This window comes from Xanthomonas prunicola, assembly GCF_025266575.1.
GTDB lineage: Bacteria > Pseudomonadota > Gammaproteobacteria > Xanthomonadales > Xanthomonadaceae > Xanthomonas > Xanthomonas prunicola.
Genome location: NZ_CP096142.1, coordinates 2,830,957 through 2,849,553 on the forward strand (window position 1 = coordinate 2,830,957; position 18,597 = coordinate 2,849,553).

The window sequence follows — 18,597 nt, forward strand, 5'->3', positions numbered from 1 at the left end:
CGCTGGCGCTCCAAGGCACGCACGCCAATCGCGCGCAAGCGGTGCCTCTTCGCCCCGAGAGAAAGGGGCTTTACGGTAGTCGCGGCCGAAGGGATTCTTTGCCCACGGCCGCATGGCGAGCGTATCAACGGCTGCTACTTGTCAGTCACCGTGAAGCGCTGCTTGGCGCGGATATCTGCGCTGGAAGCGCCGATCTGAACCTCGTATGCGCCAGGATCCACCGCGTACGCCTTGCGCTGCTCGTCGTAGATGCGCAGTGCATCCTTTGCGTTGATGGTGAAGCGCAGCTGGCGTTGTTCGCCCGGTTGCAGGGCGACGCGTTGAAAGCCACGCAGCTCTTTGCCTGCGCGTTCGCGTTGCGGCGTGAGCGGATGCAGGTACAGCTGCACCACATCATCGCCTGCGCGTTTGCCGGTGTTCTTCACTGTGACCGTGGCCGTGAGCGAACCGTCGGCGCCCACGGTGTTACGGTCGAGGCGCAGATCCGAATACGCGAACTGCGTGTACGACAGGCCGTGGCCGAATGGATAGAGCGGCGTGCCGCCGAAGTAGCGGTAGGTGCGGCCATGCATGGCGTAGTCGTCGAACGCCGGCAGGGTTTCGCTTTCCTTGTAGAACGTCACCGGTAGCCGGCCGCCAGGATTTGCATCGCCGAACAGGGTGTCGGCCACCGCGGTGCCGCCGCGCTGACCGGGATACCAGGCCAGCAGGATGGCGGGCACGTGTTGCTGCGCCCAATCGATGGCCAGTGCCGAGCCGGCGGTCAGCACCGCCACCACCGGCTTGCCGGTGGCCTGCAAGGCTTCGAGCAGTTCGCGCTGCGGCTTGGGCAGGCGCAGGTCGGTGCGGTCGCCGCCGGCGAAGCCGGGATAGTTCACCTTCATCTCCTCGCCTTCGACATCGCCGGTCAGGCCACCGACGAAGACCACCACGTCGGCGCTGCGGGCCACGTCCAGCGCTTCCTGCAACGGTGGCCTGGCGCCAGGTTGGCGCCAGGCCAGGCGTACGGCGGCATCACGTTCGCCTTCGAAGTATTCCAGGCGCAGGTCGTAGGTGCGGCCGGCCTGCAGCTGCACATCGACGCCGTCGGCGTGCAGGCGGTCGCTGGTGCTCCAGCGGTCGATCACCGGCTTGCCATCCAGGTACAGGCGCACGCCATCGTCGGCCGCCGCTTCCAGGTGGTAGGTGCCGGTGGTCGGTGGCACCAGCTGACCGCTCCAGCGGATGCTGAAGTTATCGGCCGGCACTGCCTCGCTCGGACCGGCTTCGCCGCGCGCCAGCAGATTGTCGGTCGGCGAGCCGCGGTCCCACTTGAAGCCGATCTGTGCATCCACGCGCACCAAGGCCGGCGTGCCGGACAGCTCGCGATTGCGAAAGTACTCGCCACGCAAACCGCGCTCGGGCGAGTTGGCCGATGGCCGCAGGTATTGTGGTTCGATCAGCGGGGTGGCGGCAGGGTCATCGCGCCCCTCGACCAGATCGGCGCCGCGCGCGTACAACACCTGCGCATTCGGGGCCGCGGCTCGGATGCCTTGCAACACGGTGACCGGCGCGGCCGGCGTGCCGTAGTAATTGCCGAGCAGTGCCATGGTGTCGTCAGCGGTCGGGCCGATCACCGCGATGCGTTTGAGCTTGGTCCGCGACAACGGCAGCAGGCCATCGTTCTTCAGTAGCACCAGCGATTCGCGCGCGGTGCGTCGCGCCAGCGCATCGTGCGCAGGCGATTGGTTAGCCGAGGCGGGAATCGTCGACCAAGGCAACTGCCCTGGCGGATCGAACATGCCCAGGCGCATGCGTGCGGTCATCAAGGTCTGCAGGGAGGTATCGATCTGCGCTTGGTCGATCAGGCCTTGGTGGACGGCCGCCGGCAGGGTGGAATACTCCTCACCGCATTCCAGCTCGGTGCCGTGCTTGACCGCCAGCGCGGCGGCTTGTTCGCGGGTGGCGACAATCTTGTGGTGCTTCCAGATATCCACGATCGCCCAGCAGTCGGAGACGACGTAGCCCTTGAAGCCCCATTGCTGGCGCAGGACATCCTGCAGCAGGAACTTGCTGGCGCTGGCCGACTCGCCATACACGCGGTTGTAGGCGCCCATCACCGCGTCTACCTTGCCGTCCTTGACCAGTGCTTCGAACGCCGGCAGGTAGGTCTCGTACAGGTCGCGCTGCGAGGGACGCGCATCGAAGTGGTGACGATCGGCTTCCGGCCCGCTGTGCACGGCGAAATGCTTGGCAGTGGCATCGAGCTTGCGGTAGCTCTCGCCCTGGGCGTTCTTCGGTGCGTCGGCGCCTTCGCCCTGCAAGCCTTGCACGAAGGTCACACCCATGCGCGCGGTGAGGAAGGGATCCTCGCCGTAGGTTTCCTGCCCGCGACCCCAGCGTGGATCGCGAAAGATATTGATGTTCGGCGACCAGAAGGTCAGCCCTTGATAGCGCGCGTGCTGGTTCTGGCGCAGAAACTGATGGTGCTTGGCACGTGCCTCATCGCTGATCGCGGTGGCGACCTCGTGCATCAGCGGCAGGTCGAAGGTGGCGGCCATGCCGATCGCCTGCGGGAAGACCGTTGCGCCGCCGGCGCGCGCTACGCCATGCAGCGCCTCGTTCCACCAATCGTAGGCAGGCACCCCCAGGCGCGGAATCGCCGGCGCAGCGTTCTGCATCTGCGCGGCCTTTTCTTCCAGCGTCATACGTGACACCAGATCGGCGGCGCGTTGTTCGAAACTGCGTTGGGTATCCAGATACGGCGGCGGTGTTGCGGCATGGGCAGTGCCCACGGCGTACCCCAGTGCGAGCAGGACACCGTGCGCGAGCGAACGAAACGGGGCGGGCGGATGCGAAGGCATGGTCAGTCCTGTGAAGGGCGGTCGGGGTGCGATTGGGCGAAAGGCCCGATCATGCTGCCGACGAAACCGCCGGCCTGTGCGGTGCTGAGAAAGCCGGCATCGTCGTTGCGACGTAGCGACTGCCAGCCGCGGCCATCGGCATCGAAGGCGAAGCTATACGCTCCGCCATCGCCGCTGATTTGCAGCCGCACCTGTGCAATTGCCGGGATGCGCGCCTGCGCCAGCGTGGTGGTGGTTGCGCCATCGCGCTTTTCCAGAAATACCTGCACCGCGTCGCCATCGCGGCGAGCGCCGAGTGCGTACCACGCATTGGAATTCTGAAATGCGGCCAATCCCGCACGTACGCCAGCTTGCGTCGGCACCTCCAGTGCGGTGCTGGCGGTGAAACGCATATGTTGCTGGCGGCGCGCGAGAAACGCCGGTGTGCTGGTGCTGTCCAGCCCCTGTACGTCGGCATGCAGCGTCAACCAGCCTGCACGCGTGCGCAGGTCGGCCACGTCGTGCTTGGGCACGCGCACGGTCAGCCACTCGCGCTGCAGGATGGCTCGGTCGAAGTCGTCATGCCAGACGAAGTTGCCAGACAACGGCGCCTGCGCGGCACCTGCTTGCATGCCAGCCGGTGCCTTGGCGATGTAGGGGATTGGCTTTCCCGCCGGCAAGATCGATGGCCAGCCATCGCGCCATTGCACCGGCAACAAAAACGTTTCGCGCCCGGTATTGTAGCGATCGCCGCTATACGGACGGCTTGCGAGAAACACCGCCCACCACTGCCCATCGGGTGTGTCGACCAGATCCACGTGGCCTGCATTGCTGATCGGGTGCGTGCGCTCGGCCGGCAGGTCGCGTTGGGTCAGGATGGGGTTGTTCGGCGCGGGTGCATACGGGCCCCACACGTTGCGGCTACGCAACACCACTTGCGAATGCTGCGGCCCGGTACCGCCCTCGGCGCACGAGAGGTAGTACCACCCGTCGCGCTGATACAGGTGCGGGCCTTCGATCCAGATCGGCTTGGTGGCCAGATCCACGCCACCGTTGAGCAACACCTTGCGCGGGCCGACCGGCGCATTCTTCGCGATATCGAAGCGCTGCATCCAGATCGCGCGATGCCCGTCGTACAACGGCGTGCCTTCCGGTGGGCCGTTGTTGAGCAGATAGGCGCTGCCATCGGTGTCGAAGAACAATGACGGGTCGATGCCATCGATGCTCGGCAGCCACGTCAGTGCCGACCACGGACCTGCCGGATTGCTGGCACTGGCGATGAAGTTGCCGCCGCTGTCGACCGAGGTACCCACCACGTAAAAGCGCCCGTCATGATGGCGGATGCTGGCGGCGTACATGCCGCGCGACATGCGCAGCCCGTCGTAATCGAGTTGCTCGCGGCGTTCGACCACGTTGCCGATCTGCGTCCAGTGCACCAGATCGGTGCTCTCGAACACCGGGATCGCCGGGAAGTACGTAAACGTCGAATTGACCAGGTAATAGCGCTCGCCCGCACGCGTCACGCTGGGGTCGGGATAGAACCCGGCCAGCACCGGGTTGCGGTAGTGCCCGACCGGCAGCGGCGTGGCGAAGACCGTATCGTCGCCGCGGTAGTCGAACCAATCGAAGGCGACATCGGCAGACGCTTGCGCCTGCGCGTTTGCAGGCGCCGCCAAGGCCATCAGCAGCGTCACGCACGTGGTGGGGAGCGCACGCATCACCAGTCCCACATCGCGCCGTCTTCCAGTCGCGCGATCGGCAACTGCTTGGGCACGTACGGATACTTCGCTGCAAGCGCTTCGTCGATGTCCACGCCATGCCCGGGCGTCTCGCCGCAGTGCAGGCGGCCATCGCGAAACATGTAGTCATGCGGGAACACCGCATTGGCTTCGTCGGAATGGAACATGTATTCCTGGATGCCGAAATTGGGCACCCAGGTGTCGAAGTGCAATGCCGCGCCCATGCACACCGGCGAGAGATCCGTTGCGCCGTGGAAGCCGGTACGCACCTGATGCAGCGCAGCGAAATCGGCCAGCCGGCGGACATGGGTGATACCGCCGGCGTGGACAATCGTGGTGCGGATGTAATCGATCAGTTGCTGCTCGATCAGGTGCTTGCAGTCCCAGATCGAATTGAACACTTCACCCACTGCCAGTGGCGTCACGGTGTGCTGGCGAATGATTTCGAACGCACGCTGATTTTCTGCCGGGGTGGCGTCTTCCAACCAGAACAGCCGGTACGGCTCCAGATCGCGGCCCAGGCGCGCGGCTTCGATCGGCGTGAGCCGATGATGCGCGTCGTGCAGCAGCTCGATCTCATCGCCATGATCGCTGCGCAACTGCTCGAACAACTTGGGCACCACGCCGAGATAGCGCGGCGTGGACCACGCGGTTTCGGTGGGCAGCTCGCTTTCGGCCGGTTCGTACGGCTTGCCCCCGACAGAAATGCCGTAGGTCTTCTTGATGCCGGGTACGCCGCATTGCGCGCGAATCGCGATGAAGCCCATCTCGCGGAAACGGCCCACTTCATCGCTGGTTTCGGCGATATCGCGCCCATTGGCATGGCCATAGACCAGCGCACCTTCGCGCGAGCGTCCACCGAGCAACTGATACAGCGGCATGCCGGCCATCTTGCCCAGGATGTCCCACAACGCCACATCGACTGCGGCAATCGCGCTCATCGTCACCGGCCCGCGCCGCCAGTAGGCACCGCGGTAGAAGAACTGCCAGATGTCCTCGATGCGCCCGGCATCGCGGCCGATCAGATTCGGCACCAGATGTTCCTGCAGGTACGCAGCCACTGCCAATTCGCGCCCATTGAGCGTGGCATCGCCCACGCCGGTGATGCCCGAGCGCGTGCGAATCTTCAAGGTGACGAAATTGCGGCCGGGGCAGGTGACGATGACGCGTGCCTCGACGATCTCGCGATCGCGGGCGGAGCCTTGCAGCGGTGCAGGGGAGTCGGAAGTCTGTGACATCGTGATCTCGCTCAGGGGGAAGGTGTGGCGGTGATGGGAAGTTCGAACGGGCCGGCCGGCAGGCCGCTGCGGTCGTACAAGGTGCACACCGGGCTGTCGGCCCAGCAGTAGCGCACCCGCGTGGCCTGCATGCCGGCAGGAATACGCAGGCTGATCTCGCGCACGGACGGCGTGGCACTGGTATAGCGGCAGCTGCCGGCAGCATCGCCGCAGAGCGCGAAGCCGATCGGTGCGTCGTTGCCGTAACTCAGCAGCGTGGTGTCGACATCGTCGAAGCCGATGCGCACGCTTTCGCCCTCGCGGTGAGCGCTGCGCGGCACCGGCCCGGATGCAGCAACCGCTTCGCCATACACCACACGCCGCGCTGCACGCGCCAGGCGCCGGCCTAGCTCTTGCTTGTTGGCCGGATGGATGTCGTAGCGGTCGCCGATATCGATCGCCACCGCCAACCCTGCGTGTGCGTCGTGAACGACGAAGCGCCGCTGCGCCTCACGCAATTGCGCCCAACCGCTTTCGGTCGGTTGGGTGGGCGGTGCGCCGTAATTGGCCAGCTGCACCACCAGCAACGGAAGCTCCGCGCCGAAGCGCTGGCGCCAGTCGCGCTGCCATGCGCTGAGCAGGGCGGGGTAATGCGCCGCATCGCCGGTGTTGGATTCGCCCTGGTACCACAACACGCCGCGCAGGCCCAGGTGTCCCAGCGGCGCGATCATGCCGTTGTACAAGGTGGTCAGCCCGGCAGCCGACGACCACGGCGCACGCGGTGGCGTGCCCAGCGCCTGCGGCACGATGCGGTATTGCCAGGGCGCGTCCAATGCCAGCGTGCTGCCATCGGCAAATTGCAGTGCGCGCGATTGCGCGTCGCCCAGCAAGCCGCCGCGCCGATAGGTGTTGAGCACATTGAGCACGATGCTGTTGCGTCCGGCATGCAGCCGTCCGCGCGGCAGCGCGTAGCGACGCGGCTGATCGGCGCCATAGCTGCTGCCCACGCCACGGCCGTTGACCCAGGTCTGGTCCAGTTCGTCCACCGGCCCCAGTAACAACGTGGCGTCCTGGGCGGCCTGTGCCGGTGTCAGTTCGACGCTGGTGCGGTACCAGACCATGCCGTTGAAGCCGACCAGTTGCGGTACGCCCCAGTCGTCCCACGCGCCCAGTGCCGGCGGCGCATTCTGCCAGTCGCCGGGAGCATCCGGCTGCCACGGCTCGCCTTCGCCATGCGCATGCCACCAGGTTTCCCACAGCGCGGCCCAATGCGGTGCAGCGGCGACCGGGTCGGTTGCGTAGCGTGCCAGCACATCCAGGGCCGGGCCATCGTCGCCGGCTGCGCGCAACGCCGTGTCGCCGATCCAGGCCTGCATTTGCGAACCGCCCCATGAGGCGTTGATCAAGCCCATCGGCACATCGACGCTCTTCTGCAACTCACGCGCGAAGTAATAACACGCGGCCGAAAAGTCCTTCACCGTCTCCGGCGTGGTGCGCTGCCACGCTGCAGCGCCACCGAAACCGCGTTGCAATGTTGGGCTGGATTGCGCGGGCACCTTGAACATGCGGATGGTGGGATGGTCGGCATCGGCAATCTCGCTGCGCGAATCCAGCGTGCGATGCACCTGCAGTTCCATGTTCGATTGCCCCGAGCACAGCCAGACATCGCCGATCAGGACATCGTCGATCTGCTGCACCACACCGTTGGCAGAGCTGGCCTTCAGGCTGTACGGGCCGCCGGCCGCATGCGCCGGCAGGCGCGCCTCCCAGTGCCCTTGCCGGTCTGCGCGCGCCTGCACCTGCGCAGTCTCCAGTTGCACGGTGACACGCGTGCCCGGCGCCGCGTCGCCCCACAGGCGGATCGGCGCATCGCGTTGCAGCACCGCATGGTCCTGGAAAACGGGATGCAGCAGCGGTGTATCCGCAGCGCTGGCAAGGTGCGGCAGCAACAACGCCGATAACGTCCCGATCAATACCTTTACGCGACATGCGCTCACTTCGGATTCCCCGGTGCATATGGAAATGTCAGTGCCTGGTAATACGCCAGCGGATGCGCCGGCGGGCTCACGCCTGCAGGCAGCGGGCGACCCGACACACGTTGAAAATAAGCGATGCTGGCATCGCGCCACCACTGCGCCTCACGCTGCTGGATCGCAAGAAAATCGGACACCTGCTGGTAGCGCTGTGCATCGATCTTGCCGGCCAGGCCCTGCCAGGTCGTGCGCATCGCAGCCACCTCATTCACGCCATGGTCGTAACGCCACACCAACTCCTCCCACAGCGGCCTGCCAGAGGCCATGCGGTGCTCCCACGGCACATGATGGAACCACAGCAGCAACTGCTCGGGCACGCGTTGCACATCGCCGAACACGCGCGCGACCGGCGGCGCATATTGCGCAACGGCATTGCTGCCGCTGGCGCTGCGGTCGAAACCAATCCCGTTGCGGTCGGCGCGGTGGTAATACACCGGATCCCAATCCGGACGTTCGCTGCCGGCATCCCAGGGGGCCGGGCCGTAATGGTGGCCGCGCCCCATCAGGTGATGCAGGCCGAGCGGGGTCATGTAATCCACCACCGCTTCGCGCGAACGCAACATCATGCCGACCACTGGCTCGACCACCGCCGGATCGTTGGAAAAGGTCATGCGGGCCCATTCCTGCGCAATGGCCTGCGGCGACAGTTGCGGGTCCCACGCCAGCCGCCCGTACGCATACCAGTTGGCCTGATCGAAGATCGAGCCGCTCCAGTTGCGATCGACGCCGATATTGGCCACACCGGCAATGCCGGTTAGCCGCGTGCCTTTGGCATCGGCGAACAGGCTGCCATCCACCGTCTTCGCCACCGTCGAGCCCTTGCCGCGCCTATAGGTATCAGCCTGCAAGGTCTCGGCAAACAGTGTCCCCAGATATGCAAGATGCGTGGAAAACCCCAGATATTCCTTGGTGATCTGGAACTCCGGCATCAATGGCGTCTTACGCATCGCACCGAACAACGGATGAAACGGCTCGCGTGGCTGGAAGTCGATGGCGCCGTTTTTTACCTGCACAATCACGTTGTCGCGAAAGGCGCCGTCCAGCGGCACAAACTCGCTGTACGCCTGCTTGGCGCGGTCATCCGGCTGCTCATGCGAATAGACGAAAGCGCGCCACATCACCACCCCGCCATGCGGGGCCAGTGCATCGGCCAGCAGGTTCGCGCCGTCGGCGTGGCTGCGTCCATAGTCCTGCGGGCCGGGCTGGCCTTCGGAATTGGCCTTCACCAAGAACCCGCCGAAATCCGGAATGCGCGCGTAGATCTCGTTGGCTGTGTCGCGCCACCAGCGCTGCACCTGCGGGTCCAGCGGGTCGGCAGTTTTCAAGCCACCGATTTCGATGGGTGCACTGAAGCGCGCGCTGAGAAACACACGAATGCCATAGGGGCGAAACACCTTCGCCAGTGCCGCGGCTTTGTCCAGGTATTGCGGTGTCAGGCTCCACGCTTTGGCGTTGACGTTGTTGAGCACGGTTCCATTGATGCCTAGCGACGCGTTGGCGCGTGCGTAGTCGGTGTAGCGCGGATCCAGATAGCCGGGCAGCGTCTGCCAGTTCCACAGCGACGCACCGGCATAACCGCGCTCTACCAGGCCATCGAGATTGTCCCAATGATTGAGCATGCGCAGTTGCAGGCGTGGCGATTCACGCACGTCCAATGCCACGAGCGATTGCCCGGTCTGCAGCAGACGCAACAGATGGAATGCGCCGTACAACACACCGATATCGCTGCCGCCGACAATGGCGGTGATGTGATGCCCATCCACGTTGGCGCTACGGATCAGATAGCCCTCGCGGCCCAATCGACGCGTATCGAGCCGTAAAGCAGCGATCTGTGGCGCGCTGGCGGCGCCCAGCACAATTGCGCCATCGCGCGTTACCGCGTTCACGCGTGGCGGCGTGTTTCCCAATAATCCCTGCAGGCCACGCGCCAGTTCATCGCGTGCTGCGTGCAGGGTGGGCGAGTCGCCGACGACCACCAACGCGCTGGCGCTGTCACGCAATTGCGCGGCATTGGCCAGCGGCTGGTAGCGCAACCATAAGTCGTAGCCGTCCTCCGCACGTGCGCTGACGGCGGCCAGCAGGGCGCCGCACAGTAGCGCCAGCCGCAGCAACCGCTGCAGTGGAAAAGCGCCGACGTCGGCGGCATGCCGCTTCATGCCAGACCCCCTCATGCGGCATGCTCCAGCGTCACGGGTGCATGCAGTCGCGTCTCGCCGCTCTGCGTGCTTCCCGGTACCATGGCTCGCACTGTCATCCCTGCACTCGGCGCCCGCGTTACCGCAGCCGCGCTTGTGCATCCCGCAGCTTTCGCTCGCATTTGAAGAGGCCACGCTTGGAGAAGGTCAGGAAATCGGTCCGCCGCACCAGCCGCGCGACCACCATCGACGAGGTGGCGGCGCTGGCGAAGGTGTCGCCGATGACGGTCTCGCGCGTGGTCAACAACACCGGCAGCGTGCGCGATGCCACTCGCGAACGGGTCATGCGTGCGGTCGACAAGCTGGGTTACACGCCCAATCTTGCCGCCAGCGCATTGGCCGCCGCGCAGAGCACGCGCATCGCGTTGATCTATAGCGATCCCAGCGGTGCCTACTTGCGCGAGTTGCTGCTGGGCGTGTTGCGGGTTGCCTCGCGTACCTCGATCCAGCTGGTGATCGACTGCTGGGACGATCTGGATGCCGATGCCGAACGCAAGGCGGCACGCAAGCTCGCCAAAGGCGTCGCCGGAGTCATCCTGCCGCCGCCCTTGTGCGAGTCCAGGGCCGCCGTGCTGGAATTGGTCCGCGCCAAGGTGCCGGTGGTGGCGATCGCTTCCAACCATTTCAGCCCGGATGTGGCTTGTGTGCGCATCGACGAATTTGCTGCCGCCAAAGAGATCACCGAACACTTGATCGCACAGGGGCATACGCGCATCGGCTACATCGCCGGGCATCCGAACCTGTCCGCCAGCGCGCGACGCTTCGAAGGCTTTCAGGCGGCGTTGGAAGACGCCGGCTTGCGCCTGGATCGGCATCTGGTGCAGCCGGGCGATTACACCTACAAATCCGGCTTGGTCGCCGCGGAAAAGTTGCTGGCGCGCAAACGCCGTCCCAGCGCCATCTTCGCAAGTAACGACGACATGGCTGCCGCGGCAATCTCGGTCGCGCATCGGCGTGGGCTGGATGTACCGCGCGATCTGTCGGTGGTCGGTTTCGACGACACCTCTGCCGCCACTGCAGTGTGGCCCGAAATCACCACCGTGCAGCAGCCCATTGCCGCCATGGCCGATGCCGCGCTGGACATCTTGCTGAAGACGATTCGCGCCAAGGAGCGTACGGCGAAGATGGTCGATCATGTGGTCGCGCACCTGCTGGTCAAGCGGGATTCGGTGGCCGCACCGACCGCTGACGATGCGGCCGAGTAACGTAGCGATCAGATGACTGCATCGCTGTAAGGCGGACGTGGTCATGTCACCGGCCTGCATGTAACACGCGGGGATTGCGGGCGTGCGTCCACTCACCTGCTTACCGCACGCAACGTCGTCAGCCATTCCTGGCAGTCGCATTGTTGTACGTGGTACGGCCCCGCACCGCAGACACTCATCGCCCCCCCGCGCCTCGCTAAACGAAACGCGGGCAATGGCAATGATCAACGCGTCAGATACTGATTGATCAGGTTTTCGTACGCTTCCTGGCGGCCGCTGATCTGCTTGGGCGCATTGCCGGCAGCATGCTTGGCCAAATCGGCCAGCGTGCTCTTGCCTGCGGCAAAGTCGGCGCCTGCACCCTTGTCGAAGCTGGCGTAACGCTCGGCGCGCCACTGTTCCAGCGGCGAAGAGGTCAGCAGCGCGTTGGCCACTTCCAGCCCGCGTGCGAAGGCATCCATGCCGCCGATGTGAGCCAGGAACAGGTCCTGCGGGTCGGACGATTCGCGCCGCACCTTGGCATCGAAGTTCAAGCCGCCCGGTGCCAGCCCCCCCTGCCGCAGCACCACCAGCATCGCGCCGACGGTGTCGTACAGATCGGTCGGGAACTGGTCGGTGTCCCAGCCGTTCTGCGGGTTGCCGCGGTTGGCATCGATGCTGCCCAGCAGGCCGGCATCGGAAGCCACCTGCAGATCATGCTCGAAGCTGTGGCCCGACAGCGTGGCGTGGTTGGCTTCGATGTTGAGCTTGAAGTCTTTATCCAGGCCGTGCTGGCGCAGGAAGCCGATCACGGTAGCGCTATCAAAATCGTACTGGTGCTTCATCGGCTCCATCGGCTTGGGCTCGATCAGGAAGTTGCCGGTGAAGCCGATCGCACGGCCGTAGTCGCGCGCCAGGGTGAGGAAGCGCGCCATGTTGTCCTGCTCGCGCTGCATCTGGGTGTTGTGCAGGCAGGCATAGCCTTCGCGGCCGCCCCAGAACACGTAGTTTTCGCCGCCCAGCTCGACGGTGGCATCGATCGCGGCCTTGACCTGCACCGCCGCGCGCGCCACCACATTAAAGTCCGGGTTGGTCGAGGCGCCATTCATGTAGCGCGGATGCGAGAACAGGTTGGCCGTGCCCCACAACAGCTTGATGCCGGTGTCGGCCTGACGCTGCTTGGCGATGCCGACCATGTGCGTGAGGTTGCTCTCGTATTCACCGATGTCATCGGCATCGGGCGACAGGTCGATGTCGTGGAAGCAGTAATACGGCACGCCGAGCTTGGTGAAGAACTCGAAGGCGGCATCGGATTTGGCCTCGGCCCGCGCCAGCGCGCTGTTGCCCACATCCCACGGATACGCACGCGTGCCCGGGCCGAACGGATCGGCGCCATTGCCGCAGAAGCTATGCCAGTAGGCCACGGCAAAACGCAGATGCTCGGCCATGGTCTTGTCGCCGATCTGCTTGTTGGCGTCGTAGACCTTGAACGCCAGCGGGTTGTCCGAATCGCGGCCTTCGAAGCCGATCTTGCCGATGCCGGGGAAATATTCTTTGCCGCCGATGAAAATGGTATTGCTCATGGGGTGGACTCCTGCAGAAAGGGACGTCATGGGGGAGAGGGATGCATCGACACACCAGCGGCGCTGGCACGCGCAACGGTCGGTAGCGCCGCGTCGCTGCAGCGCATCTGTGCATGCGCGTACTGCTATGCAATGCACGTAAATGTTAGCGCTACCAAAAAACCGACTGAAAAAAGCCGCGCCATACAGCGAAGCCGAAGGTGTCATGCCGATCCCAGCTGAAACGGTCCTGCGGACTTTACCCAGCCCGCCGCCGAAAGGCTTGCTGCGCTGCGAGATGCGAGCTGTTGCGTAGTTTCAGGGTGTGGCGATGGCCGGCAGTTGGTGGATCGGAGGCGTACGGCCCTCACCCGCCCTTCGGGCACCCTCTCCCGCGTGCGGGAGAGGGACCATCAGGAGAGGGGCCATCAGGAGAGTGTGTTGCCGGGAGAGGGCTGGGTGGGAGGCGCGCTCCCGTAGACGAGGGCTTGCTCCCTTCCCCGCTGGCGGGGGAAGGTGCCCGGAGGGCGGATGGGGGCAGCCACCCTTGGCCTCACGATCCAATCCCAATCCCAATCCCAATCCCAATCCCAATCCCCCCGGCAGCTACAATGGCCGGCTTATGACCGCTGTCCTGCCGATGCCGCAACCCCTGGCCGACCCCGCGCCGCGCGACCCGCGCCAGCGGTTGCAGCGTGAGCAGCTGCGCCTGGGCAAGCGGTTGCAACGCCAGGTGGGTCAGGCGATTGCCGATTTCGGCATGATCGTGCCCGGCGACAAGATCATGGTGTGCCTGTCCGGTGGCAAGGACAGCTACACCTTGCTGGACATGCTGTTGCACCTGCAGCGCAAGGCGCCGGTGCCGTTCACATTGGTGGCGGTGAATCTGGACCAGAAGCAGCCCGATTTCCCGGTCCATGTGCTGCCGGCCTATCTGCGCGATCTGGGCGTGCAGTTCGACATCGTCGAGCAGGACACCTATTCGGTGGTCAGCCGGGTGATCCCGGCCGGCAAGACCCTATGTTCGTTGTGCTCGCGGCTGCGGCGTGGTGCGCTGTATGCCTATGCGCAAGCGCACGGGGTCACCAAGATCGCACTCGGCCATCACCGCGACGACATCGTCGCCACGTTTTTCATGAACCTGTTTCACCACGCTCGGCTGGCGGCGATGGCGCCCAAGCTGCGCAGCGACGACGGTGCGCATGTGGTGATCCGCCCGCTGGCCTATGTGCGTGAAGCCGACATCGCTGCGTACGCGCAGGCGCGGCAGTTCCCGATCATTCCGTGCAACCTGTGCGGCAGCCAGGAAAACCTGCAGCGCCAGCAAGTCGGCAAGATGTTGCAACACTGGGACCGCGAGCAGCCCGGGCGCGTCGATCAGATCGCTCGCGCCTTGGGCGATGTCCGCCCCGAACAACTGGCCGACCGCACGCTGTTCGATTTTTTGGCGCTGGGCCGCAGCGGCGATGCGCCGCCCGGTTTTGCGCCTGATTCCAGCGCGTGGCTGTCGGCCAGCGACGCCACCCACGATAGCGACTGACGCAGCCGATCCGGCTGGCGGCAGTCTTCCACCCTCCACGTTTTTCCTCATTCGGTCCAACGCATGTTCTTTCGCAACCTCACCCTGTTCCGCTCTCCCACCACCCTGGATTTTTCGCAGATCGACACGCTGCTGCCGCCAGTGCAGCTCAAGCCGGTCGGCCCGTTGGAAATGAGTTCGCGCGGTTTCATCTCCCCGTTCGGCCGCGACGAGCAGGAAGTGCTCTCGCACCGCCTGGAAGACTTCCTGTGGCTCACCGTCGGCGGTGAAGACAAGATCCTGCCCGGCGCGGTGGTCAACGATCTGCTCGAGCGCAAGGTCGCCGAGATCGAGGAAAAGGAAGGCCGTCGCCCCGGTGGCAAGGCCCGCAAGCGCCTCAAGGACGACCTGATCCATGAGCTGCTGCCGCGCGCCTTCGTCAAGAGCTCGCGCACCGATGCCATCCTGGACTTGCAGCACGGGTATATCGCGGTCAACAGCTCCAGCCGCAAGAGCGGCGAGAACGTGATGAGCGAGATCCGCGGCGCGCTGGGCAGCTTCCCGGCGTTGCCGCTCAATGCCGAAGTCGCCCCGCGCGCCATCCTCACCGGCTGGATCGCCGGCGAACCCCTGCCCGAAGGCCTGAGCCTGGGCGAAGAGTGCGAAATGAAGGACCCGATCGAAGGCGGCGCGGTGGTCAAGTGCCAGCACCAGGAACTGCGCGGCGACGAGATCGACAAGCACCTGGAAGCCGGCAAGCAGGTCACCAAGCTGGCGCTGGTGCTGGACGACAATCTGTCGTTCGTGCTCGGCGACGATCTGGTGATCCGCAAGCTCAAGTTCCTCGACGGCGCACTGGACCAGCTCGAACACAGCGAAGACGACGGCGCACGCGCCGAACTCGACGCCCGCTTTGCGCTGATGAGCGCCGAAATCCGCCGGCTGTTCCTGCTGCTGGAAACGGCGTTGAAGCTCAGCAAGGCCGAGTGATCGATGCGCGCCAGATGCTGTTGTCGGCATCTGGCGTCGCAGCGCGCCGCCTGTGGCGCAGGTGTCGACATGGCCAAGCCGCTGCGCTGCGCATGACGCGGCGACGGGTAGGACGGCATCGACTTTTGTCTGAACGAGACAGCCGCAAGGACTTTACGGATGCATGTGTGACGTCGTCGCTGACGTCTCACCGCCTGACACATCGCAGCGGTATCCTGTGCGCATGTTCAAGCCCGTCCGCCGCCTGATTGCGCCGCCCTCGCAAGTTGTCGAGCGCGACTGCGTGCGCGTGCAACTGGAAGGCCGCGACATCGAGGTGCTGCGCGTGCGCGACCCACGTGCGCGACGCATCAAACTCAGTGTCGATGAACGCGGCGCGCGCCTGACCTTGCCGTTGCGCGCAAGCCTGATTTCCGGCGAGCGCTTTCTGCATGCGCATCTAGAGTGGCTGAGCACACAGCTGTCGCGGTATCAGCAAGTCGATGCATTTCCTGCGCTTGAGCGCGGCGTACCCGGGCAACTGCCATTGCGCGGTGCATTGCTGCCGTTGAGCTGGCACGAAGGGCGCTACGCACGCATCGACATCACCGACGACGGCGCGCAGTTTTACGTGCCCACCCGCCTGGGCGACGCCGGTCTACGCCGCACCTTGAAAGAATTCTACGAAGCGCAGGCGCGCGCCGATGTCGGTCGCTGGCTGCCGAATTATCTGCCCGGCCTGCCACGCGCACCGGCACGGCTGCGCCTCAAAGTGATGTCCTCGCAGTGGGGCTCGCTCGCACCGGACGGCTCGATGGCGCTGGATCTGGCGCTGGTGCTCGGCCGTTCGTCTGCGTTCGAGTACGTGTTGGTGCACGAGCTCTGTCACTTGGTGCAGGCCAACCATTCGGCAGCTTTTTGGTCCGAAGTGGAACAACGCTTCCCCACCTGGCGCGATGAGCGCAGTTATTTCCACGAACATGGCCGCCAGCTCAAGGCGCAGCTGCGCCGCTTGCTGCATGCCGAATAACGCAGGCGCAGCGCGCGTCGCTGAGAAGCGGTGTTTGTTGCAGCGCTGGCACGCGCTTGCGTACAGGCAATGTGTCAACACGGCAATCCAGGTGGCCATGCGCGTGTGGATGTAATCGCTAGCGCCACGCGTAAGACGCCCCCCTTGCAAGTTGTCGGCAGGCCAGCGGTGACAACCAGGCAACGCATTTTGACAGGGCGCTTTCGGCGGTCGCGACACCTGCCTCCAGCGTGCGTGCCGACATCCAGTGGTCTGCGTGACACGCAGCCGTCCATGCCTGTTCCAACAGAATGCGATCGTCCGCGTCCAAGTGGGACGCCGCACGCACCACTTGGATAAATGTCCACGGCGCATGCCACGAATCGAAGGATTCAAGGGCGCTGACGACACGGGCGGCCTCTGCCATGGGTCCAGTTCACCTGCGTGCGACGCATCGGCACATCACGCTCGCGGCAACGCATCCAAAAACTCCTTGATCACCGTCGCCACCGTTGCCGGCGTTTCCATATGCACATGGTGCCTGCCCGGCAGCAGGTGCAGGCGCGCATCGCGCATCATCGCCACGCGGTGATCGCGTAACGCAGCCGGGAAATACGGCTGTGCGGGCGTGGCGAAGATTGCCTGGGTGGGGCAGGCAATCGAGGCCAGCAGCACGTCGATCTGTGCCTCGGTCATGCGGATGGCGGTCGGCAGGGTCAGGCGCGGGTCGCTGCACCAGCTGTAGCCGCCTTCCACCACGCGCACGCCGCGTTCGACCAGCAGCCGTGCAGCCGGCTCGGTGAGCTGATTGGCCATCATGCGCGCGCGCACCGGCATCTCCATCGCCGGAAACACCCGCAGCGGCCGCTCTGCCAGCGTGCGCGCCGAGGCCACTGCATCGCGCAGGCGTGTTGCGGTGCTTTCCACCGGCTCGGCCAGTGCGCCCAGCATTTCGATGGCGATCAAGGCCTCCACGCGCTCCGGTGCGCCGGCGGCCAGCAGGCTGGCAACGCCGCCGCCCAGCGAGTGGCCGAGCAGGGTGAAGCGATCCCAGCCCAGTGCGTCGACAACCTGCAACAAAATGGCGATCGCGCTGCTGAGCGTGTACTCGGCGCCCACCGGCAGCCACGTGCTGTGGCCATGGCCGGGCAGATCCAGCAGCACCAGATCCAACTCGTGCGCGTGCAGATGCGCGCTTAGCGGCACGAAGCTGGCTGCGTTATCCAGCCAGCCGTGCAAGGCCAGCACACGGCGCGGGCCGCGCTCCGGGTTGCGCAATCCGGTGACCCGGCCAATGGCCAGGTCGCACGCAAACGGCTCCAACCTCACGCGCGTCGCGCCACCTTGGCCAGCGCGTGCGCATGCGCATCGCTGGCATTGAGGCAGGGGATGTAGCTCAGCGTGGCACCGCGCTCGGCCAGCGTTTCGGCAAAGCCCAGCGCCACTTCTTCCAGTGTTTCCAGGCAATCGGTGGCAAAGCCCGGGCAGACCAGATCGAAGCTGCGCACGCCGCCTTCGGCCAGCGCCCACAATGTGGGTTCGGCGTATGGCTGCAGCCAGCGTTCGGCGCCAAAGCGCGACTGGTAGCCCATCTGCCACTCGTCCGCTCCCAGCCCCAGCGCCGCCACGATCGCCTGCGCGCTGCGTTCGCACTGCTGCGGATACGGGTCGCCGGCATTGGCCACGCGCTGCGGCAGGCCGTGGAAGGAGAACATCAGCTTCTCGCTGCGCCCATGCGCCTGCCAGTGCGCGCGGATCGACTCGGCGATCGCCGCCACCCAGCCGGCGTCTTCGCAATAGTCCTGGATCACCTCCACTGCGATCTCCGGCGCGCTCGGGCGCCATGCATCCACCACGTCCTGGATCGAGGCGGTGGTGGTGGTGGAATACTGCGGATACAGCGGCAGCACCACGATGCGCTTGATGCCGCTTGCGCGCAGCCCGTCCAGCGTCTTGCGCAATGCCGGCTCGCCGTAGCGCATGGCCCATTCCACATGCCAGTCGGACATCACCGCTTTCAAGCCCTCGGCCAGGCGGCGCGTGTAGACCGCCAGCGGCGAGCCCTCCGGCAACCACACCTTGGCGTATTTTTCGGCCGATTTGGGTCCGCGGATCGGCAGGATCACTCCGTACAGCAGTGGCTTCCAGAACAGCGGCGGAATCGCGACCACGCGGCGGTCGCTGAGGAACTCGGCCAGGTAGCGGCGCACGGCCGGGGCGGTCGGCGATTCGGGGGTGCCGAGGTTGACGACCAGCAGGGCGGTATCGGGTGTCGTGTTCATGCGCACCATTCTGGCAGAGCCGGGCACCGCTGCCGACAACAGCGCAACGATCGCTGTGATCGGCCC

General features: G+C 65.3%; 12 protein-coding genes. 4 read left to right on the plus strand and 8 right to left on the minus strand.

Going from position 1 to position 18,597, the window contains the following annotated elements:
* Positions 1 to 134: 134 nt before the first annotated feature.
* The 5 genes from M0D43_RS12070 to M0D43_RS12090 are packed head-to-tail and all read right to left on the minus strand — an operon-like array spanning position 135 to position 9,967.
* A complete protein-coding gene (locus M0D43_RS12070) occupies positions 135 to 2,786 on the minus strand; it encodes a glycoside hydrolase family 3 protein (protein ID WP_313905460.1) in 2,652 nt (883 codons plus the stop codon).
* A gap of 59 nt (positions 2,787 to 2,845) precedes the next feature.
* The gene (locus tag M0D43_RS12075) at positions 2,846 to 4,516 is read right to left on the minus strand and encodes a glycoside hydrolase family 43 protein (protein ID WP_252165044.1); all 1,671 of its coding nucleotides are present in this window, start codon (positions 4,514 to 4,516) and stop codon (positions 2,846 to 2,848) included.
* 23 nt (positions 4,517 to 4,539) lie between these two features.
* Entirely contained in the window at positions 4,540 to 5,799 is a 1,260-nt protein-coding gene (gene manD, locus M0D43_RS12080) for a D-mannonate dehydratase ManD (protein WP_252164812.1), read from the minus strand.
* 11 nt (positions 5,800 to 5,810) lie between these two features.
* Positions 5,811 to 7,775 (minus strand): sialate O-acetylesterase, encoded by a 1,965-nt coding sequence (locus tag M0D43_RS12085; RefSeq protein WP_252164813.1) that lies wholly within the window; start codon positions 7,773 to 7,775, stop codon positions 5,811 to 5,813.
* A complete protein-coding gene (locus M0D43_RS12090) occupies positions 7,772 to 9,967 on the minus strand; it encodes an alpha-glucuronidase family glycosyl hydrolase (RefSeq protein ID WP_252164814.1) in 2,196 nt (731 codons plus the stop codon). The genes M0D43_RS12085 and M0D43_RS12090 overlap by 4 nt, the downstream gene beginning before the upstream one ends.
* A gap of 176 nt (positions 9,968 to 10,143) precedes the next feature.
* On the opposite strand from M0D43_RS12090, the gene M0D43_RS12095 reads away from it, so the two are divergent.
* Positions 10,144 to 11,211, plus strand: a complete 1,068-nt coding sequence (locus M0D43_RS12095) for a LacI family DNA-binding transcriptional regulator (protein WP_252164815.1) — start codon at positions 10,144 to 10,146, stop codon at positions 11,209 to 11,211.
* A gap of 224 nt (positions 11,212 to 11,435) precedes the next feature.
* Here M0D43_RS12095 and xylA read toward each other — a convergent pair whose 3' ends face one another.
* Positions 11,436 to 12,773 carry a xylose isomerase gene (gene xylA, locus M0D43_RS12100; RefSeq protein ID WP_260807227.1) on the minus strand — a complete coding sequence of 446 codons (1,338 nt, stop codon included), beginning with the start codon at positions 12,771 to 12,773 and terminating at the stop codon, positions 11,436 to 11,438.
* 601 nt (positions 12,774 to 13,374) lie between these two features.
* Between xylA and ttcA the strand changes: the two genes are divergently transcribed.
* The 3 genes from ttcA (at position 13,375) to M0D43_RS12115 (ending at position 16,270) form a co-directional block, all read left to right on the plus strand.
* Positions 13,375 to 14,292 carry a tRNA 2-thiocytidine(32) synthetase TtcA gene (gene ttcA / locus M0D43_RS12105; RefSeq protein ID WP_260807228.1) on the plus strand — a complete coding sequence of 306 codons (918 nt, stop codon included), beginning with the start codon at positions 13,375 to 13,377 and terminating at the stop codon, positions 14,290 to 14,292.
* A 63-nt stretch (positions 14,293 to 14,355) separates the two neighbouring features.
* Positions 14,356 to 15,261, plus strand: coding sequence for a recombination-associated protein RdgC (locus M0D43_RS12110; RefSeq protein ID WP_260807229.1), 906 nt, complete (start codon positions 14,356 to 14,358; stop codon positions 15,259 to 15,261).
* Positions 15,262 to 15,484: 223 nt separating this feature from the next.
* Positions 15,485 to 16,270, plus strand: coding sequence for a YgjP family zinc-dependent metalloprotease (locus M0D43_RS12115; protein ID WP_252164817.1), 786 nt, complete (start codon positions 15,485 to 15,487; stop codon positions 16,268 to 16,270).
* A gap of 441 nt (positions 16,271 to 16,711) precedes the next feature.
* On the opposite strand, the gene M0D43_RS12120 is transcribed toward M0D43_RS12115, so the two are convergent.
* A complete protein-coding gene (locus tag M0D43_RS12120; RefSeq protein WP_252165045.1) occupies positions 16,712 to 17,572 on the minus strand; it encodes an alpha/beta fold hydrolase in 861 nt (286 codons plus the stop codon).
* A 2-nt stretch (positions 17,573 to 17,574) separates the two neighbouring features.
* Entirely contained in the window at positions 17,575 to 18,540 is a 966-nt protein-coding gene (hemH, locus tag M0D43_RS12125) for a ferrochelatase (protein WP_252164818.1), read from the minus strand.
* Positions 18,541 to 18,597: the final 57 nt, after the last annotated feature.